The sequence below is a fragment of the Paenibacillus sp. B01 genome (assembly GCF_009649995.1).
Classification (GTDB): domain Bacteria; phylum Bacillota; class Bacilli; order Paenibacillales; family Paenibacillaceae; genus Paenibacillus_O; species Paenibacillus_O pasadenensis.
The window spans coordinates 3,867,565-3,888,604 of the sequence record NZ_CP045802.1; the positions used below are offsets into that span (position 1 = coordinate 3,867,565).

Below are 21,040 nucleotides of genomic sequence, written 5' to 3' on the forward strand. Positions count from 1 at the left end.
CCTGGCTAGCGGCCGCGGTTCGGACCCGGGAAAGGCTTTTTCTGCGTCGCCTTTTTCATCGGTTCCCTGGACGCCGGCTCTTTGGCTGCGCGTTCCGTGGCGGCAGGCTGCTTTGGCGCCGCCCCGGCCTTCGCCGACTCCGCCTTCGCCGCATCGGTTTTGGCCGCTCCGGCCTTCGCCGCATCCGCCTTAACCGCATCCGCCTTGGCCTTGAACGCCGCCGCTTCCTCTTCCGTCAGCAGCTTCGTCCAGTTGCCCTCCTGGCGGACGATCCCGTCGCGCATCAGCTTGCCGACCGCGCGCTTGAACGCCGACTTGCTGATGCCGAACTTGTTCTTGATGAGCTCCGCCGGCGTCTCGTCGGAATACGGCATCGCGCCGCCCGGACGCTCCTTGAGGAAAGCAAGCAGCCGGTCGGCGTCCTCGATCCGGCCGACCTGCTTGAGCTTGCCCATCGACAGGTTGACGCGGCCGTCCTCGCGCACGAACGTGACGCGCGCGCTCACGCGCTGGCCGAGGCGCAGCGGCTCCGGCCGCTCCGCCGCCGGAATCATGCCGTACGCGCCGAAGCCGACGACGCCGCCGTCGAGCACGACGAACGAGCCCATCTGCAGCGTGCGGCTCACCCAGCCCTCTTTCCACTCGTTTTTCCAGGTGGCGGGAGCCGGGAACACATGCTTGGCCAGGTCCTCCTCGCGGGCGAGCTTGGCGAGCAGGCGGCCGCTCTTGTCATGCGTCAGCGTCACGAACACCTCGTCCCCCGGCAGCGGACGCAGGTCGATCAGCTCCGGCAGCTCCGAGATCGGCAGCAGCAGCTGGCGGCCGAGCCCGATCTCGAGGAAGCAGCCGAGCCGCGGATGGATGTCCGCGACAGCGAGGCGCTTCAGCTCGCCGAGCCGGATAAGCGGCTTTTTGAGCGTAGCGGAAAGGCGGTCGTCCGTATCATGGAACAGGAACGCCTCGACCTCCATGCCTTCCTTGACCTTGACGCCGTTCGTCTCGGAGTAGTGCAGCAGCACCTCCGTGTCCTCATCGTCGCCCAGAGACAAAAAATAGCCGAAGGGCGACACTTCGCGCGCCACCCTCAGCTTCATCGTCGATCCGGCGTAGGTCGTCATGCGAACTCCACGACCTTGGCGTCGGACCAGAGCCTTTCCAGGCTGTAATAATCCCGCTCGTCGCGGTGGAACACATGCACGACGACGTCGCCGAGGTCGATCAGCACCCAGCGGGCCGTGTCCATGCCCTCGATGCCGCGGATCGTCACGCCGCCCTCCTGGGCGCGCTTGCGGATCTCGGTCGCGATCGCCTGCACCTGCGTATCGGAGTTGCCGTGGCAGATGACGAAATAATCGGCGACGAGCGAGATTTCCTTGAGGTTCAGAGCGACGACGTTGCCGGCTTTTTTATCTTCGGCCGCCTCGACGGCCGCTTGCAGCAGTTGTTCGGAATTCAGGGCCATTCCGTTGCCTCCTTGGGCTTAAGTGGTAGTGGTGTTGCGGATCAGGCCGTTGCGGGCCGTTACAGTAAGCGGATAGATGCGCTTGCCTTTGTCGAGCAGGAAGCGGATCGTGGAATCGAAGCCGGCCGTCAGCGCGCCGTCCAGATCGGTCTGGGCGAGCTCGCGGATGCGGTCGACGCCGGGAAACTCGCGGCTCGGCTCCATATAGTCCGCGAGGCAGACGACCCGGTCGAGCAGCGTCATCGACTCGCGGCCAGACGTATGCCAGCGCACGGCGTCCAGCACCTCCGCGTCGGTCACGCCGAAGTCCTTGGCCGCCGCATAGGCGCCGGCCGGAGCATGCCACAGCTCCTTGTCGTAGCCGAGCACGTCCAGATCGACGCCTTCCTCGCGGATGTAGGCCTCCATCCGGTCGACCGGCCAATACTTGGCCAGATCATGCAGGATGGCGGCCAGCTCGGCCTTGGCGGGATCGGCGCCGAAGCGCCGCGCCAGCACGATCGACGTCTCGATGACGCCCTGCACATGCAGCCAGCGGCGCTCCGGCATGCCGGAGCGGATCGTCTCGATCATACGCTCCTTATCCATCATGGCGGTACAGCCCCTTTGCGGTCAGATGGCTTAGCACGGCGTCCGGCACGAGATAGCGCGCGGACAGACCTGCGGCGAGCCGCGTGCGGATCGCCGTCGACGAGATGTCCAGCTGCGGCATCGGCACGCGGATGACGCGCTCGCGCAGGGATTCCGGCAGCGGCGGCATGAGCGCCGGGTCCGCCGGCTGGCCGCCGTCCTCGGGACGGTCGACCCCGATGAAGCGGATGCGCTGCGCGAGCTCGCCGATCCGGTGCCAGAGCGGCAGATCGCGAATGCGGTCGGTGCCGACGATCAGGTGGAACTCCGCGTCCGGCTCCAGCCGGCTCAGCTCCTCCACCGTATCGTAGGTATAGCTGACGCCGCCGCGCCGCAGCTCCAGATCCAGCACGCGGAAGGCCGGATGACCCTCCGTCGCGAGCTCCGTCATGCGCAGCCGCTCCTCGGGGGACGCCCCGGGCGCGCGCTCCTTGAGCGGCGGGCCGGCATTCGGGATGAACCATACCTGGTCCAGGCCGCATGCCTCCATGGAGCGCTCGGCGGCGACGAGATGCCCGATATGGATCGGGTCGAACGTGCCGCCCATCAGTCCGATCTTGCGCATCGGCTTCCTCCTCTACGCGATCGCGGGCCGAATGCCTAGCGCGGCAGCTCGATCGTCTTGTAGTCCTTGGACTCCTTGTACAGGACGATCGTCTTGCCGATCACCTGCACGAGATGCGAGCCGGAGCCTGATGCCAGCTGGGCGCCGACCTCGCGCGGATCCTCGTCGCAGTTGTTGAGCAGGTTCACTTTGAGCAGCTCCCGCTTCTCGATCGCTTCCGCGATATGCTTCACCAGCTGCTCGTTGTAGCCGCCCTTGCCGATCTGAAAGATCGGGGTCAGGTGGTGGGCCAGCGCGCGCAGATGGCGCTTTTGCTTGCCGGTCAATGTCATGAACGTCACATTTCCTCTCTGTCTCGTCCCGCTGCGAGGCGGGAATTTCAAGTCGCGGCCGGGACCTGCAGCGCTTGCAGCACGGTCTCGCGCATCGCCTGCGCGGGAGCCGGCAGTCCCGTCCAATATTCAAAGGCGTAAGCGCCTTGGTAGATGAACATCCCGAGTCCGCCGTGCGTGCGGCAGCCGCGCTCGCGCGCGCCGGCCAGCCAGGCCGTCTCCAGCGGATTGTAGATGAGATCGCTGCATACGGCATCCGGCCGCAGCAGCGAGATGTCGATCGGCATGTCGGCCACATACGGGTACATGCCGATCGACGTCGTATTGACGACCAGATCGGCGCGGCGGATCGCCTCGTCGGCGTCCGTGCCGGCCGCGGCCAGCGCCTCGACCTCTCCGCGGTCGGACATGGCGTCCGCCAGCTCCCGGGCCCGCGACTCCGTACGGTTCAGCACGCTCACCCGCTCCGGCCGCTCGCCGAGCAGCGCGTACAGGATGCCGCGCGCCGCGCCGCCGGCGCCGATGACGGCGATGCGCTTGCCCTTCAGCTCCGGCATCGCCTCTTCCTTGAGCGAGCGCACGTAGCCGATGCCGTCCGTATTGTAGCCGGTCAGCATGCCGCCGTTGTTGACGACCGTATTGACCGCTCCGATCCGCCGCGCTCCTTCGTCGACGAAGTCGAGATGGCGCATGACGTCCAGCTTATGCGGAATCGTGACGTTGACGCCGCGGATGCCCATCGCGCGGACGCCGAGCCAGAAGTCGCCGAGCTTGTCCGCCGTCACATGGAACGCCGCGTAGACGCCGTTGACGCCCGTCTCGCGGAAGGCGCGGTTCATCATGATCGGAGATTTGGAATGGCGGATCGGATCGCCGATGACGCCGAACAGCGTCGTCGAGCTGTCGACGGCGATCCGGTCCGAGCCGTCCAGTCGGGTCTGCATCGTAAGTCCTCCCGTAGCGAGATGTGGCGCAGCTTCTAGATGAGCGCTTCGCGGACAAGCACCTTGACGCCCTTGGACGCGTACACTTCGATCTGGGCTCCGCTCGTGCCGTTGACGCGGATCCAGCCGAGGCCGGAGATGAAGATATCGGACTCGCTGCCGCGCGGAACGCGCAGCGAATGGCGCGTCCAGGCCGGCATCGTCTCCAGCTCCGCCGCGGTCGGCGGCGCGAGCAGCTCGCCCTTGTGCTGGGCGTACAGCTCGTCGGCGCGCTCAAGCTTCGTGCGATGCACCTTGAGCCCGTTGGCCGTATAGAGCGTGAAGCTCAGATTCGAGCCGCGCGTATAGTCGAAGCGGACGAGGCTGCCGAAAAACAGCGTCTGCCCCGCGTCGAGCTGATAGACGAGCGGCTTGATCGGCTTGTCCGGCAGCAGCGCGCCGAGCACGCCGCGCGGCACGAGCTCCGTCAGGCGCGAAGGGTAGACGATGCCCGGCGTGTCGACGATCGCCTTGCCGTCGTCGAGCGGGATGCGAATCTCGTCGAGCGTCGTGCCCGGGAAGCGCGAGACGGTCAGCTCGCGGTCCAGGTCGCTGTAGTCGGAGATGAGCCGGTTGATGAGCGTCGATTTGCCGACGTTGGTCGCGCCGACGACATAGACGTCGCGGCGGCCGCGCAGCTGTTCCACGGACTCGACGACGCGCTCGAAGCCCATGCCCTTCTTGGCGCTGCACAGGACGACGTCGACCGTGCGCAGCCCTTGGGCCTTGGCCTGGCGCTGCACCCAGTTGCGGATGCGGTTGTAGTTCGTGCCCTTGGGCAGCAGGTCGATCTTGTTGACGACGAGCAGCACCGGATTGGCGCCGACGAACCGCTGCAGGCCCGAGATCAGGCTGCCCTCGAAGTCGAACAGATCCACGATATGCACGACGAGACTGTCGGTGGACGCGATGCCGCCGAGCAGCCGGAGGAACTCGTCGTGGTCCATCGACACCTGGACCGCGTCATTGTAATTGCGGATGCGGAAGCACCGCTGGCAGATCGCCCCATCCGCGTCGAGCGCGGAGGCGGGCACATAGCCCGGCCGGTCCTTGCTCAGCGTCTGCAGCTCGGCGCCGCAGCCGGCGCAGGACGGCTTGTCCTTATTTTTCCCTATTATCGGCTTCACTTGCTTGCTCACTTGCCTGTTTCCTCCTCCTGCCACAGGCCCTTGCGGCGCAGCCGCGTCAGGGCGATCCGCTCCAGCAGCCGGTTGATCCGGGTGCCGAAGCCTTCGTCCAGCGGCGCGATCGGGGAGACGAGAATCGTGTACAATCCCATCCGCTTGCCGCCGAGCACGTCGGTCATCATCTGGTCGCCGATGACGACCGTCTGCTCCGCCTCGAGCCCGAGCACGACGAGCGCCTTGCGGAAGGCGCGCGTCGACGGCTTGCGGGCGGCATGGATGAACGGGATCGACAGCGGCAGCGCGAAGCGCGACACCCGGGTCTCGTGGTTATTAGACACGACGACGACCTGGAAGCCGAGCTCCCGCACCCGGTCGAGCCAAACGATCAGCTCGGGCGTAGCAAGCGCGATCTTCGATCCGACAAGGGTGTTGTCGAGATCGGTGATGATGCCCTTGACGCCTTTGCGGGCGAGCAGATCCAGATCGATATCATATATAGATTTCACGCGCATGTGCGGCACCAGCCGTTCGAACATCGCTTTGTCTCCCTTGCTATAGAGCCTGCTTGTCTTACGAAACTATACCATAGTACAGGATGCAGGCGCAAAATGGAACCTTAAGCGCAAAAGCGCGAAAAACCCCGTCCCGCGCGCCGGCTCGCCAGCGCTCGAAACGGAGTCTTTCGCCGCATCCATGCGGCGCGCAGGGACGGCTTGCGGGGCTCGGAGGGGAAGCCCCTGCCGAGCGCCGCCGGCGCAAGCGCGCCGGCCGGGCATCAGCCCGGCGAGCGCAGCCTTCCGCTCAGCTCCCGGACCTTGGCGGCATACGAATCGGCTTCCTCGCGCGTCGCCGGCCGGCCGCCGTACTTCGTGCGCTCGAACAGGCCGAGCACTTCACCCAGCTCCTGCTTGAGGAAGCGGCGCTGGCCGGACCAGCGCTCCACCGCCTCGCGCAGCGTCTCATGCTCCGCCTTGGCGAGGCCGTGGCGGCGCGCCGAGCGGATGAGCCGCTCGGTCTCCCAGACGATCCGCTGCTCGGCCGTGAGCGAGCGGGTCCGGTAGCCGCGCCATCTGGCGGCGAGCCAGTCGCGGCGCAGGAAAGCGAGCACCGCCGCCGCTGCCGCGAACAGGCCCAGCCCGGTCCAGCCCAGCCATCTCGGCACGAGCGGCCCTGCGGCTTCGGCCGGAGCCTCTGTCGCGTCTGGCGCTGCGGACGGCTCCGGCGCGAGGCTCGGCTCCGGCGCGGCTTCGGCCGCGGCCGAAGCGTACGGGAAGGCGAAGCCCGGCGTCGGCTCGAACGGAATCCAGCCGTAGCCCTCGAAGTAGATCTCCACCCAGGAGTGGGCGTCGGAATTGCGCACCGTGTACGTATCGGCCCCGTCGCGGTCCATCCGCTCGGCCGCCTCGCGCCCTCCGCGCATCATCGCCTCGGGATCGACCGTGCCGGTGCCCGAAGCGTAGCCTTTGACCCATCTCGACGGCAAGCCGGCGGAGCGGGCCAGCACGGCCATCGCGCTCGAGAAGTAGTCGCAGTAGCCCTCCTGGATCTCGAACAAGAACGAGTCGACGAAGTCGGCGCTCTTTTTCTTGGTCAAGTCGGGCTCGTTCGTGTACGGGAACGTCGTGCTCAGATACGTCTCGATCGCCTTCGCCTTGTCGTAGTCGGTCGCCGCGCCGGCTGTAATCTCGCGGGCGAGGTCGGCGACGCGGCTCGGCGTTTTTGAAGGAACCTGGCGGTAATAGTCGGAAATCATGCCAGTCTCCATAATGGCTGGAGCCGCTTTAAGCTCTTCCGAGAGCACGACCTGCTCCGAGCGGATCGTATAGCTGGAAGGATAGGCATTGCCGCCCGGATCGGGCATCAGCTTTTCCGTCCTAGAATCGTACAGCACCCGCATCCGCGAGCCGTCCTCGCGCTCGGGCGGCTTCAGCGAACGCACGGAAGGAGCGGCGAACAGCACCGGAAACTTGTCCTTGCGCAGCATCGTGAACGTCTGGTCGACCATCACGGTCTCCGCCCCGGCGATGTCCGGACGATCGCCAAGATCGGTGCCGAGCGGAAGCTCGAAGGGGCTTGAGATTGCCTCGCTCGCCTTCCACCCCTCGCCGCTGTAATAATCCTTCGTCTCTCCCCGCCAGTAGCTCTTGTGGGTGGACGACACTTCCATGACCGGCGAATAGTCGAAGTTGAAGCCGCCTCCGAGCTTGCTGTCGTCCCGGCTGTAGCCGGATTTGGCCGACTTCTTGGAGGAGGCCGGCGCGATGCCCTTGTCGCCGACGAAGTTCTGGACCGCCACCCCTCTGGACTCCTGCCAGGCCGTGTACGGGTCCTTGAGCAGCGGCGGAATCTCGGGGGCCGCCAGGCCGGCGGCCATGACGAGCGACAGCACGAGCACGATCGGCAGCAGCAGCTGCAGCGGATATCGCAGCAGCCGCCGCCAGCTGACCGGATGCCGCTGCTGGAAGCCGGCGTAATGCTCGGCGATCAGCCAGACGAGGCCGGCGAACACGACGATCGCCACGCTGTCCCACAAGTAGATCGGCGTGAACGAGTCGGAGATCGCCAGCACGAGCAGGTTGACCGTCGTGAAGCCGACGATGCGGATGCGCGCCCGGTTCCAGGCGGCGAACATCGCATGCACGGCCCAAACGGCGAGCGCGATTTCCCAGAACGGATGCAGCAGCGTCGCGGCGGCCCGGACGCTCTCCCCTAAGCCGATCTCGGCCGGTCTCGGCAGCAGGCTCCAATCGACCGGCGCCAGCTGCACCAAAATGACGGCGACAGCCACAGCCTGCAGGACGAGCCGCAGCAGACGGCGCACCGGCAGCAGCTCCAGCAGCGCCGCAACGCCCAGCACGGCATAGACGATCGTATACGTCTCTTCCCACCAAAGCTCTTCCAGCACCGAAAGGGAGCTCGCGATCATGACGGCGGTCAATACGCCGGACAGCGCGAGGAACCAGCGCGCCCGCGCCGGCGGCTGCAGCCGCTCCCATCCGCGCGAGGTGCGCATCCGGCCGCGCGTCGGTTCAGCTTCCAGCATCGGCAGCCGCCTCCCTTCCGCTCAGCGCCTCAGGCAGCTCCTCGAGGCTGCGGATCGCATGCACCGGGCCGACGGCATGATCGGACAAGCCGTCGGCGGAGCGGGCCTGGTCTTCATCCAGCACGCGGATGCAGCACGGGTTATGCCCGCGCCGAGCGAGCCAGCTCATCGCCTGCCGGATCTCCTCCGGCGGAGCGTCGGTCACGAGCAGCGTCATCGATCCCGCTTCCAGAATCGGATCGGCTCGCAGCACCGCCTGCGCCAGCCGGTCGGCGCCGTCCCGGCTCGCCTCGGTGAGCAGCTCCATCGCGCGATGCAGCTGGTCGCCGCCGCTTCTCGCCTTGAGCGCGGCAGGGACGGCCGAGGAGCACCACAGCCCCATCGACGTGCCCCGCTTCATGCCGTGCTCGAACAGCGAGGCGGCGGCCGATACGGCCGTCTCGAACCGCTCGGCCTCGCCCGGTCCGCTGCGGACGCAGGCGTCGAGCAGCACGATCGTGCGGGGAAGCGCTTCGCGCTCGAACTCCTTGGACTTCCACTGGCCGGTCTTGGCCGTCGCTCCCCAATGGATGCGCGAGAGGCGGTCGCCCGGGATGAACTCGCGGATGCCGTTGATCTGCGTCGTCTCGCGCGAGGAGCGCGGCGCCGCCGAGTGGGAAAAATGCCCCTTGGCTCCGCGGCTGACGCGGTCCCAGCCCGGCACCGCGATCGTGCGCGGACGGACGGAGAAGCTCATCTCCTCCTCGAAGCTGCCTTCATGCTCGAGGAAGCCGAAGACGTCCTTGGTCGTGCAAAGCGTCGGCAGGAAGCGGTAGACGCCCCGCCGCAGCGGCGGCGTCTCGAAGTCGGCGGCGCCGCTGCGGCGCATGCCCGGCACGAAGCTGACCTCGAACGGAATCGTCTCTCCGCCGTTGCGTTCGAGACGCTCCTGCACGAGCACATAAGGAACGGGATAATAGCCGGGCAGCCGCAGCTGCATCTCTACGCGCAGGCTGTCGCCCGCCGCGAGCACCCGGCTGTCGGCGCTGCCCGCGGCCATGCCTGCCGGAGCGGTCGCGGCGATCCGGCGCGAGCCCGATATGCGGCGGATGCCGCTCCAATAACCGAGGATCAGATAAAGGATGAGGCCATTGAAGATGCAGAACAGCATGACCGCGGTCTTGCCGCCCTGAAACAGCATGTACAGCAGGCTGCTGACGTAAAGCGAGGCCATCAGCCCCCAGCGGCGCCGCGCTCGGACGGAGCGTCGATCCGTGGCCGGCCGTCGCATGCTCATCGCTCCAGACGGACCGGAGCCTTGGTCCGCTCGATGACATCCTGGACGACCGTCTCGGGACGCGTCCCCCGCAGACGGGCAGAAGGCTGCAGCAGCAGCCGGTGGGAGAGCACATGGGGCGAAAGCTGCTTGACGTCGTCGGGAATGACGTATTCCCGCTGCTCGACGAGCGCCCGCGCTTTGGCCGCGCGCATGAGCGCTACGGCCGCGCGCGGGCTGGCGCCGAGCTGCACGCCTTCATGCTCGCGCGTGCCGCGCACGATGCGCACGAGATAGTCGGCGACGGCTTCGTCGGCATGGATCCGCTCCGCCTGCTGCTGCAGGGCGATGATGTCGGCGATCGAGGCGACGCGCTCCAGCGCGTCTACCGGATGGCCGCTCTGGCGCCCCAGCACCATCCGCTTTTCGTCCGCCTCGCCGGGATAGCCGAGCGACAGCTTCATCATGAAGCGGTCCATCTGCGCCTCGGGCAGCAAATAGGTGCCTTCGAACTCGATCGGATTCTGGGTGGCGATCAGGATGAACGGCGCGGGAAGCGCGTGCGTCTCGCCGTCGACCGTCACGCTGTTCTCCTCCATCGCCTCGAGCAGCGCGGACTGGGTCTTGGTGGTGGCGCGGTTGATCTCGTCGGCGAGCACGAGATGGGACATGATCGGACCGGGACGGAAAATGAATTGTTCTTCGCGGGGATGATAGATCGTGAGGCCGGTGATATCGGTAGGCAGCAGGTCCGGATTGCATTGGATGCGCCGGAAATCGCCGCCGATGGAACGGGCAAGAGCTTTGACCAGCTGGGTTTTGCCGGTGCCGGGAACGTCCTCCAGCAGCAGATGGCCGCCGGCGAGAAGCGCGATCAGAACAAGCTCGATCTCCCGCTCCTTGCCGAGGATGACGGATTCCAGGTTGCTGCGGATGGACGAGCACAGCCGCGTATGAGGGGCATAGACTTCCAAGTCGACAACTCCTTCCCGAATTCTACATCGAGTGAGCCAGCGCCATGGGACGCTGGTCTCATTAGTTTACAGGAACCGGGATGCCTCAACAACATTTCCCAGTCCGCTCGCATCGCAAAAAAAATTGGAGAATCCTCCAGGAGGAGGATTCTCCAATCAACGAGCGGAACGGCCAAAAGGTTTCACCCTTTGGGACGAACGATGAGCGCGGCGAGGAACGAAAAGATGATCGCGGCGCTTATGCCCGCGCTCGTCACCTTGAAGATGCCGGAGATGACGCCGATCCAGCCGGTATCATGCAGCTCCGTCAGCGCCCCGTGCACGAGCGAGTTGCCGAAGCTGGTAATCGGCACCGTCACCCCCGCGCCGGCGAACTTGATGAGCGGCTCGTACCAGCCGAGCCCGTCGACGATCGCGCCGAGCACGACGAGCAGCGACATCGTATGCGCCGGAGTCAGCTTCACGACGTCGAACAGCAGCTGCCCGAATACGCAGATCGCCCCTCCGATGACAAACGCCCACAGATAGATCATGGCTTCACCTCGTTTCTTTCGATGGATACGGCATGCGCGATGCACGGGATGCTCTCACCCTGCTGAAACGACAGCGGCGACAGCAGCGCGCCGGTCGCGACGACCAGGATCCGCCTCAGCTCGCCTTTCTCGATCCGCTTGAGCAGATGGCCGTAGGTGACGACAGCGGAGCAGGCGCAGCCGCTGCCGCCGGCCTGGACCTTCTGGCGGTCGACATCGTACACCATGAGCCCGCAGTCGGCGAACACCGTCTCCTCCATCGGGACGCCGCCGCGCTTGAGCAGATCGGTCGCGATCCGGTGGCCGACCGTCGCCAGGTCGCCGGTGACGATCATGTCGTAGTCGCCGGGCGAGCGGCCCGTGTCGGTCAGATGCGCCTGGATCGTATCGACGGCCGCCGGCGCCATCGCCGCTCCCATGTTGAACGGATCCTTGACGCCGAGATCGACGATGCGGCCGATCGTCGCGCATTCGACGACCGGCCCGCTGCCTGCCGGAGCGACGATCGCCGCGCCCGCTCCCGTGATCGTGTACTGGGCGGTCGGCGGCTTTTGCGAGCCGTACTCGGTCGGATAGCGGAACTGCTTCTCGGCCGTGCAGTTATGGCTGCAGGTGCCGGCGAGCACATGGGTGCCGTTGCCCGAATTGACGATCATGGAGGCGATCGCCAGCGACTCCATCGAGGTCGAGCAGGCGCCGAAGACACCAAGATACGGCACGCCGAGCGTGCGCGCCGCGAACGTGTTGCTGATGATCTGGTTCATCAGATCGCCGCCGACGTAGAATTCCAGCTCGTCCTTGGCGATTCCCGATTTTTTGATCGCCAGGTCGGAGGCTTGCTCGAGCAGCAGCCGCTCGGCTTTCTCCCAGCTTTTCTGCTGCAGGTCGAGCTCCGGATGGACGAGATCGAAGTCGGCCGCGAGCGGCCCGTCGCCCTCGTCCGGACCGACGACCGTCGCCGTGCCGATGATGACCGGCCGGTTCTCGAACCACCAGGTCTGCTTGCCTTTTTTCATCTTACTGCCCCCCCGTGCCGAGGATCAGATGCGCGATGCCGACAAAAAAAGCCGCTACGGTGCCGAATACGATGACCGAGCCCGCCAGCTTGAACATATTGGCGCCGACGCCGAGCACGAGCCCCTCGCTCCGATGCTCCAGCGCGGCGGAGCACATCGAGTTGGCGAAGCCCGTCACCGGCACGGCCGTCCCCGCTCCCGCCCACTGGGCGATCTTGTCGTAGACGCCGAGGCAGGTCAGGATGATCGACAGCAGAATCATGACCGCGACCGTCGGGTTCGCCGCCTTTTCCGCATCGAAGCCGAAGGCATGCATGAAAAATTCTTGGACGCCCTGTCCGATCAGGCAGATGAAGCCGCCGACGAGGAACGCGCGAATGCAGTTGCCGAGCACGGAGCGCGCCGGCTCCCGGTTTTTCGCGAATGCCTTGTACTCCTTGGGAGACATCGTCATTTTTTTATAGTCCTCGCCTTTAACGCTGTTGCCTGGCATGTCGAATCCCCCTGTCTGGCCGCTGGATCGGCACGCGGTCCACCGCGGCGATCGGCCCATGGTCTGGGATTAGTATGAGCGTTGGCGGCCGACCTTATCCTATCGCTCGTCCCCGAAAACCTTCCGCTCGTCAGGCGCGGCGGCTCAGGAAAGGCTAACAAAAGCCGCCCCTCCCTCATGTCCGCAAGGCGGCCGGCGACCGCAGCAAGCATTAGAAGAGCTGCTTCTTCAACCGCGTCACCGCTTTACATTCGCATAGAACAGCCTGTCCGCCGTTTACGAAAAGCTTCAGATGCGCTATAGTACGTTTCAGGCCGTTTTATAACCTTACATCTTATGTCATGACAGGCATGTCAGAAAGAAGGGCTTTATCCATGATTCCTCATTCCTCGCCTGCCGGACGCCGTCCGACATGGCTTGCCGTCGCCGGCATCCTGCTCATCGCCGCCAACATGCGCGCCGCGATCACCTCGGTCGGTCCGCTGCTCGACCGGATCGCGACGGATTATCGCCTGAGCAGCGAGATGTCCGGCTTGCTTACCTCGCTGCCGCTGCTCGCCTTCGGAGCGATGTCGCTGCTGGCTCCCCGCCTGGCCGAAAAGCTCGGCTCCGAGCGCTCGCTGCTGTACGGCTTGGCGCTGCTGCTCGCCGGCATGCTGATCCGCGCGCTCCCTGGAACGGAGGCGCTGTTCGCGGGCACCGCGCTGCTCGGGCTCGCGATCGCCGTCAGCAACGTGCTGCTGCCGAGCCTCATCAAGCGCGACTTCCCGGGACAGATCGGACTGCTGACCGGCTCCTACTCCGTGACGATGAGCGTCTTCGCGGCGATCGCTTCCGGCGCGTCGGTGCCGCTCGCCGCGCTGCCGGGCTGGGACTGGAGCCGCTCGCTGCTGCTCTGGGCGCTGCTCGCCGCGCTGGCGTTCGCGGTCTGGCTGCCGGTCAGCCTGAGCTCCAAGCGCGTGGCTGCCGCCGCGCCGGCCCAGTCTCCGGCGCGCATGCTGCGCTCGCCGCTCGCCTGGCGGATCACGCTGTACATGGGTCTGCAGTCGCTCACGTTCTATGCGACGATCACCTGGCTGCCCGTGCTGTTTCACGAGCGCGGCTTCAGCGCGGCGTCGGCGGGCTGGCTGCTGTCGCTGATGCAGCTGGTCAGTCTGCCTACCTCCTTCTTCGTTCCCGTCTGGGCGAGCCGGATGCGCTCCCAGGTGCCTCTGGTCGGCATTGCCGGCGCCCTTTCCTTGAGCGGATATGCCGGGCTGCTTTGGGGCTCGGCGTCGATGTCGCTGCTCTGGATCACGCTGCTCGGCTTGAGCCAAGGCGCCACGATTTCGCTGGCGCTGACGTTTTTCGGCCTTCGCACGCGCACGGCGGCAGAAGCCGCCCGCCTGTCGGGCATGGCCCAGTCGATCGGCTATTTTCTCGCCGCTTTCGGCCCGGTGCTGCTCGGCACGCTCCATGACCGGACCGGCTCGTGGAATCCGGTGCTGGCCGTGCTGCTGCTCGTCTCCGTCGTTGTCGTCGCCCTAGGCCTCGGCGCCGGCCGGCCGGGCACGATCAGCGAGCCGCATGGCGGCGCGAGCGGGCTGCGCTCGCCGGCCGGCGGCAAGCTGACCGGACCTGCCCGCTGACAAACGGGCGGCTGACGGCCCGCCAGACGGGCGGCTCGGCTTTTCAACCTGAATTCGCTCTCCCCCAAGCCTCGGTCCTTGCTCAGGACCGGGCTTTTTTTACCTTCATTTTCCTGTATTAGGATCTTCTAAGAAGGATACCCAGGCTCGTCCTCCGATGCTACAATCGGCCCACAACGCATAAGGAGGCGCTCCAACATGAACCATCACCACCATCCGATGCTTCGCCGTCTGCTTGTCGTCACGGCCGCCGCGACGCTTGTCGCCGGACTCTCGCTGCCCTCTACGGCCGCCGCCAGCACCGCCGCAGTATCGTCCGTCTCGACATCGGCGGCAAGCGCTTCGGCTGACGATGCAGCCGCATCCGTCTCGGCCAGTTCGAAAGCCGACCGCATCATCGCCTTCGCCCAGTCGCTGCGAGGCAAGGTCAAGTACGTCTATGGCGCGAACCAGCCGTCCCGGCTTGTTTTCGACTGCTCCTCGTTTACGAAATATGTGTTCGCTTCCGAAGGCGTCAGCCTGAAATGGGGCTCGACGGCGCAAAGCAAGCAAGGCGTCAAGGTCGGCAAGGACAGCCTTCGCAAAGGCGATCTGATGTTCTTCCGCAGCAGCAGCGGCTCTTCCTCGAAGATCAGCCATGTGGGCATCTACATAGGCGACGGCAAGTTCATCCATAATACGATCGGCTCCAATGTGAACGGCGTCGTCATCAGCAGCTTCAACAGCAGCTATCAGAAACGATTCGTCTCCGCCGCGCGCGTGCTATAGCGAGCGCCATCTCCCTAAACGCCCCTCGTTCCGGCCGTTCCACGGCCTGGATCGAGGGGCGTTTCCGTTGGTTTTCACATGCTTCCATTCGCTTCCGTTCGCTTCCGCCCGCTTCGGACGTCCGGCTTTGATTGGAGACTCGCCGCCGATTCATCGTTCGGATTTTGGTCATTTTATTCGATGGAACCTATACATTCTCTCTTCCAAACTACTGATAGGCGAATGATTTTCATCCCCACCGTTGACACATCCGTTTTCCTGAGCTACGATATCAACTGTCGCCGCTAGGCGCGTTCGTATATCCTCGGGAATCGGCCCGAGGGTCTCTACAAGGAACCGTAAATTCCTGGCTACGAACGGGTTGCTTTTCGCATACCCGTTTGCAGCCGGGAATTTTTGCGTCCAAAGGAGAATGAAGGTCATGGGAAAATATGATGTCATCGTCGTCGGAGCCGGTCCGGCCGGAATCTTCGCCTGCTACGAGCTCACGCTCAAAGCGCCGCAGCTGAAGGTGCTGCTCGTCGACAAGGGCCACTCGATCGACCGCCGCAGCTGTCCAATTCTCGAAGAGAAGATCCAGCTCTGTCCTCCGCCCGCGGGCAAGAAGGAATTCGCCGGCTGCCTGCCGGCCTGCTCGATCACCGCCGGCTTCGGCGGCGCCGGCGCGTACAGCGACGGCAAGTTCAACATCACGACCGAATTCGGCGGCTGGCTGACGGACTATCTGCCTCCTTCTCAAGTGCTGGAGCTCATCCGCTACGTCGACCGCATCAACCTCGAGCACGGAGCGACGACGGCAATCACCGATCCGACGACCGATACGATCCGCGACATCGAGCAGCGCGGCTACGCCGCCGGCCTCAAGCTGCTGCGCGCCGAGGTGCGCCATCTGGGCACGGAGCAGAACCTCGCGATTCTGAAGTCGATCTTCGACTACTTGCAGACGCGCGTCGACATGCGCTTCAAGACCGAGGTCGAGGATCTCGTCACCGTCAAGGAGAACGGCGCGCACCGCGTGACCGGCATTACGATCCGCGGCGGCGAGACGCATGAAGCCGACGTCGTCATGGTCGCCCCAGGCCGCGACGGCTCCGCCTGGCTGACCGAGGTGCTGAAGCGCCGACGCCTCAAGATGCACAACAACCAGGTCGACGTCGGCGTGCGCGTAGAGACGAGCGACGTCGTCATGCGCGAGATCAACGAGCATCTGTACGAGGGCAAGTTCATCTACAACACTTCCGTCGGCACGCGTGTGCGCACGTTCTGCAGCAATCCGTCCGGCCACGTCGTCGTCGAGAACCACAGCGGCGTCATGGCGGCCAACGGCCACTCCTACAAGGATCCGGCGCTCGGCTCGTCCAACACGAACTTCGCGCTGCTCGTCTCGCACCGCTTCACCGAGCCGTTCGACAAGCCGAACGAGTACGCGCGCGAGATCTGCCAGCGGGCCAACGACCTGTCGAGCGGCGGCGTCATCGTGCAGAAGTACGGCGACATCCTGCGCGGACGGCGCTCCACCGCGAGCCGCATCCGCGAGGGCTTCCTGGAGCCGACGCTGCATGAGGCGGTGCCGGGCGATCTCGGCCTCGTGCTGCCCTACAACACGATGCGCAGCCTGATCGAGATGGTCGAGGCGCTGGAAAAGGTGACGCCGGGCATCGCGTCCGAGCATACGCTGTTCTACGGCGTCGAAGCGAAGTTCTACTCCGCCCGTCCGAAGCTCACGAACGACCTGGAGACGGAGATTTCCGGCCTGTACTGCGGCGGCGACGGAGCCGGCATCACGCGCGGCCTCGCCCAGGCCGGCGCGGCCGGCGTCTGGATCGCGCGCGCCATGCTGCGCCGGACGAGCGGCTCCGCTGCCGGAGCGGAGGCGGCTCTGCCGACGCTCTGACGGCGCTGCTGGCGGACGATTACATTCGGGGGGACCAACATTCGGCGGACGACCAGAAAGCGGGACCGGAGCGGCGGCGCGGGCATTCGAAACCGGCATTCGCTTCGCGGCGCGGGGACTCGTTCCGATCTCCCTGGAGCCCAGATTCCTTTGATTCTATTTTTCCGAAACGGAAGGAATCCGGCCTCCAAGGGAACCGCTGACGCTTCTCCACGAGCCCCCGTCCGCTTCGCATCCGGTTTCAACCTCGCTGACGGCTTGATCGCCTCGCCTGAGGCCATTGCAATCTCTATCGTCTCCGGCTGAACGCGGAGTACGATCAGGCCAATCAAGCAGAGCGGGCCGCTGCCGTTCGGAGAAGCGGCAACGGTCCTTTTGCTACGCCAATCCCTCCTCAGCGCCTCCACCAGTGGTACTTTTACCACTGACGGGCGCCATTTCCGCCGCAGAGCCTGCACGTCAGTGGTACTTTTACCACTGACGTGCAGGCTCCCCGGCACGCGGGGCCTAGGCTATACCCAATAATGTCAAAAAAGGCCGTTCCCGGACTTCCGGGAACGGCCTTTTCTATTATGTGCGTTTAGAATGCAGCGACGATCGCGCCTTTGTACGTCTCGTCGATGAAGGTTTTCACTTCTTCGCTGTTGAGCGCCTTGGCCAGCTTCTGGATCGCCTCGGAGTCCTTGTTGTCCGGACGGGCGACGAGGATGTTGGCGTACGGGGAGTCCTTGCTCTCGATGAAGAGGGCATCCGCCGTCGGGTTCAGGTCGGCTTCGAGCGCATAGTTCGTGTTGATGACGGCCAGATCGACTTCGCCGAGCACGCGCGGCAGCGTCGCGGCTTCCAGCTCCTTGAACTTGAGGTTCTTCGCGTTCTCGGTCACGTCCTTCACCGTCGCGGCGATGCCGACGCCTTCCTTGAGCGTGATCAGGCCGTTCTCGGCCAGCAGCGCCAGCGCGCGGCCGCCGTTCGTCGCGTCGTTCGGGATCGCTACGGTCGCGCCGTCCTGAAGCTCGTCGACGGACTTGATCTTGTCGGAGTAGGCGCCCATCGGCTCGACATGCACGTTCACGACCTTCACGAGGTCATAGCCGCGCTCTTTGTTCTGATCGTCGAGGTAAGGCACATGCTGGAAGAAGTTCGCGTCGAGCTGCTTTTCATACAGCTGAACGTTCGGCTGCACGTATTCGGTGAACTCCTTCACGACGAGGTCGACGCCTTCCTTGGCCAGCTGATCCTTGACGTGGTTCAGGATCTCGGCATGCGGAACCGCGGTCGCTCCGACGGTCAGCGTGACCGGCTCGGCAGCCGCGCCGCCGCTGTTCGCAGCGTTGTCAGCCGGAGCGTTGTTGCCTTCGTTTTTTGCGCCGCAAGCAGCGAGCGATACGGCCAGCGCCGCGACGGTGATTCCTTTGAGCCATTTGTTCATGGTTAACCCTCCTGTAGGTTCTCTCTATAATAAAAATCGTATAGCTAGGTTCACTTGCGGCTGATCTTGCGCACAAGCCAGTCGCCGAGCATCTGCAGCAGCTGGACCAAAAGGATGAGCACGACGACCGCGACGATCATGACCTCGGTCTGATACCTCTGGTAGCCGTAGCGGATCGCCAGATCCCCGAGTCCGCCGCCGCCGACGACGCCCGCCATCGCGGTGTACGAGACGAGCGTAATCGCCGTCACGGTGACGGCCGCCAGCAGGCCGGGCCGGGATTCGCGCAGCAGCACCCGCCGCACGATGTCCCATTTGGACGCGCCCATCGCCTGGGCGGCCTCGATGATGCCGCGGTCGATCTCGCGCAGCGCCGTCTCGACGAGCCGGCCGAAAAACGGCGCCGCGCCGATGACGAGCGGCGGAATCGTGCCGGCGACGCCGATCGTCGTGCCGGCGATCTCCTTGGTGAGCGGCATGACGGCGATCATCAGGATGATGAACGGCACCGAGCGCAGAATATTGACGACGAGGGACAAGAACGAGTAGACGACCGGAAGATAGAGAAGCTGGCGGCTGGACGTCAGATAGAGCAGGACGCCGATGACGAGGCCGAGCGCGATCGTGAACACGAGCGACAGGCCGAGCATCGACAAGGTGTCCTGCGTGGCGGTCCAGATCTCGGCCGGATCGATGCGGCTCCAGTCCATCCCGGTAGAGCGCAGCGCGCTGAGGTTCTCGCTCATGGCAGCACCTCCGCGTCGATGCCGCTGCTCCGCAGGGAGGCGATCGCCCCGTCGATGTCGGACGGGCTGCCGCTCAGCTCGACGAGCAGCTGGCCGTACGGCGTATGCTTCATCCGCGACACCGTTCCTTGCAGGATGGCGCATTGGACCGCGCTGTCTTTGACCGCCTCGAACAGCACCGGCTCATACGTCTCCTCGCCGACGAAGTGCAGCCGCACCAGCTTCGATCCGGCCCGCCGCGGCAGCGGAGCGCCGCCCTCGAGCTCGGACAGCTCGTCCGCGAACTGCTTGGTCACGCCATGCGCAGGACGCAGGAACACGTCCAGCACCGGCCCTTCCTCGACGACGCGTCCGGCGTCCATGACGGCGACGCGGTCGCAGATCGAGCGGATGACCTGCATCTCATGAGTGATGAGTATAATCGTCAGCCCCAGCTTCTCGTTGATGCTCAGCAGCAGCGAGAGGATCGAGCTCGTCGTCTGCGGGTCGAGCGCCGAGGTCGCCTCGTCGCACAGCAGCACGGCCGGCTCGGCCGCCAGCGCCCGCGCGATGCCGACGCGCTGCTTCTGCCCGCCGGACAGCTGCGCCGGATATTTGTCTCCGTGCGCCTGCAGCCCGACGAGCTCCAGCAGCTCGTCCACGCGCGCCGCCTGCCTGCGCTTGCTTTGGCCCGCCAGCACGAGCGGGAACGCGATGTTCTCGCGCACCGTGGCGCTCGTCAGCAGGTTGAAATGCTGGAAGATCATGCCGATCCGCCGGCGCTCCGCCTGCAGCTCGCGCTCCTTGAGCGATGTCAGCTCCCGGCCGCCGAACAGCACCTTGCCGGAGCTCGGACGCTCCAGCAGGTTCATGCAGCGGATCAGCGAGCTCTTGCCCGCGCCGGAATGGCCGATGATGCCGTAGATTTCTCCCGGCTCCACCTTGAGCGAGACGTCCTTGACAGCGTCGACCGTGCCTCCGCGTCCCTTGTAGATCTTGGTGACATGCTGCAACTCGATCAGGTTAATCCCTCCTGCACAACACCGCCCGTCAATATTCCTACAAAACCAAGTGATTTAAGTGGTATTATAGAGTCTGACCTATCATTTGTCTATAGCGGCTTGCATGAATTTTAGATTGCGAAAGGAACCGAAAAAGCATACCCCGGTTACCAAACAACTTATTTTAAAGGTACCCGAAAATGGTGTCAATGCACCTCATCACCGCGAGAATGCAAGAAACGAAGGGCTTGCGCCCGAGCGCCCGCTCCTCGATGATAAAAGAAACGAACCGATCTCTACAGCTGGAGGTGCTTGGTTGATCTACTTCATTAAAGCCATCTATAGCTTCCTGCTGCCGCCCGGCCTGTTCCTGCTGCTGCTCGGCGCCGCCTCGTGGCGCATGCTCCGGCGAGACCGCCGCTGGGCGATGCTGCCGCTCGCGGCGCTGCTGCTGCTCTATGCGCTGTCCTCGCCGTGGGCGGCCGACGGGCTCGCCCGCAGCCTCGAGCAGCGGTATCCGCAGCCCGCCCTGAACGAGACGGCGAGCGACGTCATCGTCGTGCTCGGAGCGGGCGCCGTGCCGGACACGCCGGATGTCGGCGGCCTCGGCAACATGTCCGCCACCGCCGAGGCGCGGCTGCTCGCCGCGGTCCGGCTGTCGCGCTCGACCGGGCTGCCGGTGCTGTTCAGCGGCGGCCAGGTGTACCCGGACAGCGGCAACGAGGCGGACATCGCCGGCCGCCAGCTGCGGGAGCTCGGCTTGCCCCCGGACCGCATCCTGCTGGAGAACCGCTCGCTCAATACGGAGCAGAATGCGCGGCTGACGCGCCGCCTCCTGTACGAGCGCGGCCTGAGCCGGCCGATGCTGCTGACGAGCGCGCTCCATCTGCCCCGCGCCCTGGAGCAGTTCCGCAAGGCCGGCCTCGAGCCTCTTCCCTATCCGGTCGATTATGCGGCTCCGGTCCAGCCTCGCTGGTACTGGAGCAAGCTGCTGCCCTCCGGCGCCGCGCTCGCGCTCAGCCAGGCGGCGCTCAAGGAGCATCTCGGCCTGGCCGCGCTTAAGCTCGGCCTGTGACGCCTCCCGCATCCGGGAACATTTCCCTCCTTCGGCGCAACTTTTCCAGTCCGGGCGCGTTCTTAGTTACGGGAGCCTCACGGGGAATCACCCTGCATGCAGGATGC

21 protein-coding genes and 1 riboswitch are annotated in these 21,040 nt (G+C 65.2%); of the genes, 4 read left to right on the plus strand and 17 right to left on the minus strand.

Going from position 1 to position 21,040, the window contains the following annotated elements; genetic code table 11:
* Positions 1 to 5: 5 nt before the first annotated feature.
* From GE073_RS16645 to spoVAC, 14 genes are all read right to left on the minus strand, one after another.
* Positions 6 to 1,118 (minus strand): CvfB family protein, encoded by a 1,113-nt coding sequence (locus tag GE073_RS16645; RefSeq protein WP_153783891.1) that lies wholly within the window; start codon positions 1,116 to 1,118, stop codon positions 6 to 8.
* Positions 1,115 to 1,462, minus strand: a complete 348-nt coding sequence (gene rsfS / locus GE073_RS16650) for a ribosome silencing factor (protein WP_028597153.1) — start codon at positions 1,460 to 1,462, stop codon at positions 1,115 to 1,117. The genes GE073_RS16645 and rsfS overlap by 4 nt, the downstream gene beginning before the upstream one ends.
* Before the next feature lie 18 nt (positions 1,463 to 1,480).
* Positions 1,481 to 2,050 carry a bis(5'-nucleosyl)-tetraphosphatase (symmetrical) YqeK gene (gene yqeK / locus GE073_RS16655; protein ID WP_101808228.1) on the minus strand — a complete coding sequence of 190 codons (570 nt, stop codon included), beginning with the start codon at positions 2,048 to 2,050 and terminating at the stop codon, positions 1,481 to 1,483.
* Positions 2,043 to 2,657, minus strand: a complete 615-nt coding sequence (gene nadD / locus GE073_RS16660) for a nicotinate-nucleotide adenylyltransferase (protein WP_101807827.1) — start codon at positions 2,655 to 2,657, stop codon at positions 2,043 to 2,045. The genes yqeK and nadD overlap by 8 nt, the downstream gene beginning before the upstream one ends.
* Positions 2,658 to 2,692: 35 nt before the next feature.
* Entirely contained in the window at positions 2,693 to 2,989 is a 297-nt protein-coding gene (gene yhbY / locus GE073_RS16665; RefSeq protein WP_153783892.1) for a ribosome assembly RNA-binding protein YhbY, read from the minus strand.
* A gap of 47 nt (positions 2,990 to 3,036) precedes the next feature.
* Positions 3,037 to 3,933 (minus strand): shikimate dehydrogenase, encoded by an 897-nt coding sequence (aroE, locus tag GE073_RS16670; protein WP_101807828.1) that lies wholly within the window; start codon positions 3,931 to 3,933, stop codon positions 3,037 to 3,039.
* 35 nt (positions 3,934 to 3,968) lie between these two features.
* Entirely contained in the window at positions 3,969 to 5,087 is a 1,119-nt protein-coding gene (gene yqeH / locus GE073_RS16675; RefSeq protein ID WP_043110816.1) for a ribosome biogenesis GTPase YqeH, read from the minus strand.
* A 20-nt stretch (positions 5,088 to 5,107) separates the two neighbouring features.
* Complete coding sequence (locus GE073_RS16680; protein WP_028597159.1) at positions 5,108 to 5,635, minus strand: YqeG family HAD IIIA-type phosphatase; 528 nt, start codon at positions 5,633 to 5,635, stop codon at positions 5,108 to 5,110.
* A 239-nt stretch (positions 5,636 to 5,874) separates the two neighbouring features.
* Positions 5,875 to 8,142 (minus strand): transglutaminase TgpA family protein, encoded by a 2,268-nt coding sequence (locus GE073_RS16685; RefSeq protein WP_052332873.1) that lies wholly within the window; start codon positions 8,140 to 8,142, stop codon positions 5,875 to 5,877.
* Positions 8,129 to 9,412, minus strand: coding sequence for a DUF58 domain-containing protein (locus tag GE073_RS16690; RefSeq protein WP_043110746.1), 1,284 nt, complete (start codon positions 9,410 to 9,412; stop codon positions 8,129 to 8,131). The genes GE073_RS16685 and GE073_RS16690 overlap by 14 nt, the downstream gene beginning before the upstream one ends.
* Before the next feature lie 2 nt (positions 9,413 to 9,414).
* Positions 9,415 to 10,371: an AAA family ATPase gene (locus tag GE073_RS16695; protein WP_052332874.1), complete on the minus strand. Its 957-nt coding sequence runs from the start codon at positions 10,369 to 10,371 to the stop codon at positions 9,415 to 9,417.
* A gap of 182 nt (positions 10,372 to 10,553) precedes the next feature.
* On the minus strand, positions 10,554 to 10,904 hold the full coding sequence (spoVAE, locus tag GE073_RS16700) for a stage V sporulation protein AE (RefSeq protein ID WP_028597161.1): 351 nt from the start codon (positions 10,902 to 10,904) through the stop codon (positions 10,554 to 10,556).
* Positions 10,901 to 11,920 (minus strand): stage V sporulation protein AD, encoded by a 1,020-nt coding sequence (gene spoVAD, locus GE073_RS16705; RefSeq protein ID WP_028597162.1) that lies wholly within the window; start codon positions 11,918 to 11,920, stop codon positions 10,901 to 10,903. The genes spoVAE and spoVAD overlap by 4 nt, the downstream gene beginning before the upstream one ends.
* 1 nt (position 11,921) lies before the next feature.
* The gene (gene spoVAC / locus GE073_RS16710; protein WP_028597163.1) at positions 11,922 to 12,413 is read right to left on the minus strand and encodes a stage V sporulation protein AC; all 492 of its coding nucleotides are present in this window, start codon (positions 12,411 to 12,413) and stop codon (positions 11,922 to 11,924) included.
* A 374-nt stretch (positions 12,414 to 12,787) separates the two neighbouring features.
* Here spoVAC and GE073_RS16715 point away from each other — a divergent pair, with 374 nt between their 5' ends.
* The 3 genes from GE073_RS16715 to GE073_RS16725 all read left to right on the plus strand — a co-directional run bounded on the left by GE073_RS16715 (position 12,788) and on the right by GE073_RS16725 (position 16,703).
* Positions 12,788 to 14,041: a CynX/NimT family MFS transporter gene (locus GE073_RS16715; protein WP_228551588.1), complete on the plus strand. Its 1,254-nt coding sequence runs from the start codon at positions 12,788 to 12,790 to the stop codon at positions 14,039 to 14,041.
* A 198-nt stretch (positions 14,042 to 14,239) separates the two neighbouring features.
* Positions 14,240 to 14,809, plus strand: coding sequence for a C40 family peptidase (locus GE073_RS16720; RefSeq protein ID WP_052332875.1), 570 nt, complete (start codon positions 14,240 to 14,242; stop codon positions 14,807 to 14,809).
* 274 nt (positions 14,810 to 15,083) lie between these two features.
* Positions 15,084 to 15,182, plus strand: a riboswitch (purine riboswitch).
* A gap of 48 nt (positions 15,183 to 15,230) precedes the next feature.
* On the plus strand, positions 15,231 to 16,703 hold the full coding sequence (locus GE073_RS16725) for an NAD(P)/FAD-dependent oxidoreductase (protein WP_101807832.1): 1,473 nt from the start codon (positions 15,231 to 15,233) through the stop codon (positions 16,701 to 16,703).
* A 580-nt stretch (positions 16,704 to 17,283) separates the two neighbouring features.
* Here the strand turns inward: GE073_RS16725 and GE073_RS16730 are convergent.
* The 3 genes from GE073_RS16730 to GE073_RS16740 are packed head-to-tail and all read right to left on the minus strand — an operon-like array spanning position 17,284 to position 19,879.
* Entirely contained in the window at positions 17,284 to 18,132 is an 849-nt protein-coding gene (locus tag GE073_RS16730; RefSeq protein WP_028597166.1) for a MetQ/NlpA family ABC transporter substrate-binding protein, read from the minus strand.
* Between the two features lie 50 nt (positions 18,133 to 18,182).
* A complete protein-coding gene (locus tag GE073_RS16735) occupies positions 18,183 to 18,842 on the minus strand; it encodes a methionine ABC transporter permease (RefSeq protein ID WP_028597167.1) in 660 nt (219 codons plus the stop codon).
* Positions 18,843 to 18,874: 32 nt separating this feature from the next.
* Entirely contained in the window at positions 18,875 to 19,879 is a 1,005-nt protein-coding gene (locus GE073_RS16740) for a methionine ABC transporter ATP-binding protein (protein ID WP_101807834.1), read from the minus strand.
* 295 nt (positions 19,880 to 20,174) lie between these two features.
* Between GE073_RS16740 and GE073_RS16745 the strand changes: the two genes are divergently transcribed.
* Positions 20,175 to 20,933, plus strand: coding sequence for a YdcF family protein (locus tag GE073_RS16745; RefSeq protein ID WP_101807835.1), 759 nt, complete (start codon positions 20,175 to 20,177; stop codon positions 20,931 to 20,933).
* The last annotated feature ends 107 nt before the right edge of the window (positions 20,934 to 21,040 follow it).

Bases quoted from the DNA above. Each gene is read 5' to 3' on its own strand.
- GE073_RS16730 (WP_028597166.1), bottom strand. From the start codon at position 18,132: ATGAACAAATGGCTCAAAGGAATCACCGTCGCGGCGCTGGCCGTATCG.
- spoVAE (WP_028597161.1), bottom strand. From the start codon at position 10,904: ATGATCTATCTGTGGGCGTTTGTCATCGGAGGGGCGATCTGCGTATTC.
- GE073_RS16645 (WP_153783891.1), bottom strand. From the start codon at position 1,118: ATGACGACCTACGCCGGATCGACGATGAAGCTGAGGGTGGCGCGCGAA.
- yqeK (WP_101808228.1), bottom strand. From the start codon at position 2,050: ATGGATAAGGAGCGTATGATCGAGACGATCCGCTCCGGCATGCCGGAG.
- yhbY (WP_153783892.1), bottom strand. From the start codon at position 2,989: ATGACATTGACCGGCAAGCAAAAGCGCCATCTGCGCGCGCTGGCCCAC.
- GE073_RS16715 (WP_228551588.1), top strand. From the start codon at position 12,788: ATGATTCCTCATTCCTCGCCTGCCGGACGCCGTCCGACATGGCTTGCC.
- aroE (WP_101807828.1), bottom strand. From the start codon at position 3,933: ATGCAGACCCGACTGGACGGCTCGGACCGGATCGCCGTCGACAGCTCG.
- GE073_RS16680 (WP_028597159.1), bottom strand. From the start codon at position 5,635: ATGTTCGAACGGCTGGTGCCGCACATGCGCGTGAAATCTATATATGAT.
- GE073_RS16725 (WP_101807832.1), top strand. From the start codon at position 15,231: ATGGGAAAATATGATGTCATCGTCGTCGGAGCCGGTCCGGCCGGAATC.
- GE073_RS16735 (WP_028597167.1), bottom strand. From the start codon at position 18,842: ATGGACTGGAGCCGCATCGATCCGGCCGAGATCTGGACCGCCACGCAG.
- spoVAD (WP_028597162.1), bottom strand. From the start codon at position 11,920: ATGAAAAAAGGCAAGCAGACCTGGTGGTTCGAGAACCGGCCGGTCATC.
- nadD (WP_101807827.1), bottom strand. From the start codon at position 2,657: ATGCGCAAGATCGGACTGATGGGCGGCACGTTCGACCCGATCCATATC.
- GE073_RS16685 (WP_052332873.1), bottom strand. From the start codon at position 8,142: ATGCTGGAAGCTGAACCGACGCGCGGCCGGATGCGCACCTCGCGCGGA.
- spoVAC (WP_028597163.1), bottom strand. From the start codon at position 12,413: ATGCCAGGCAACAGCGTTAAAGGCGAGGACTATAAAAAAATGACGATG.
- GE073_RS16690 (WP_043110746.1), bottom strand. From the start codon at position 9,412: ATGCGACGGCCGGCCACGGATCGACGCTCCGTCCGAGCGCGGCGCCGC.
- GE073_RS16720 (WP_052332875.1), top strand. From the start codon at position 14,240: ATGAACCATCACCACCATCCGATGCTTCGCCGTCTGCTTGTCGTCACG.
- rsfS (WP_028597153.1), bottom strand. From the start codon at position 1,462: ATGGCCCTGAATTCCGAACAACTGCTGCAAGCGGCCGTCGAGGCGGCC.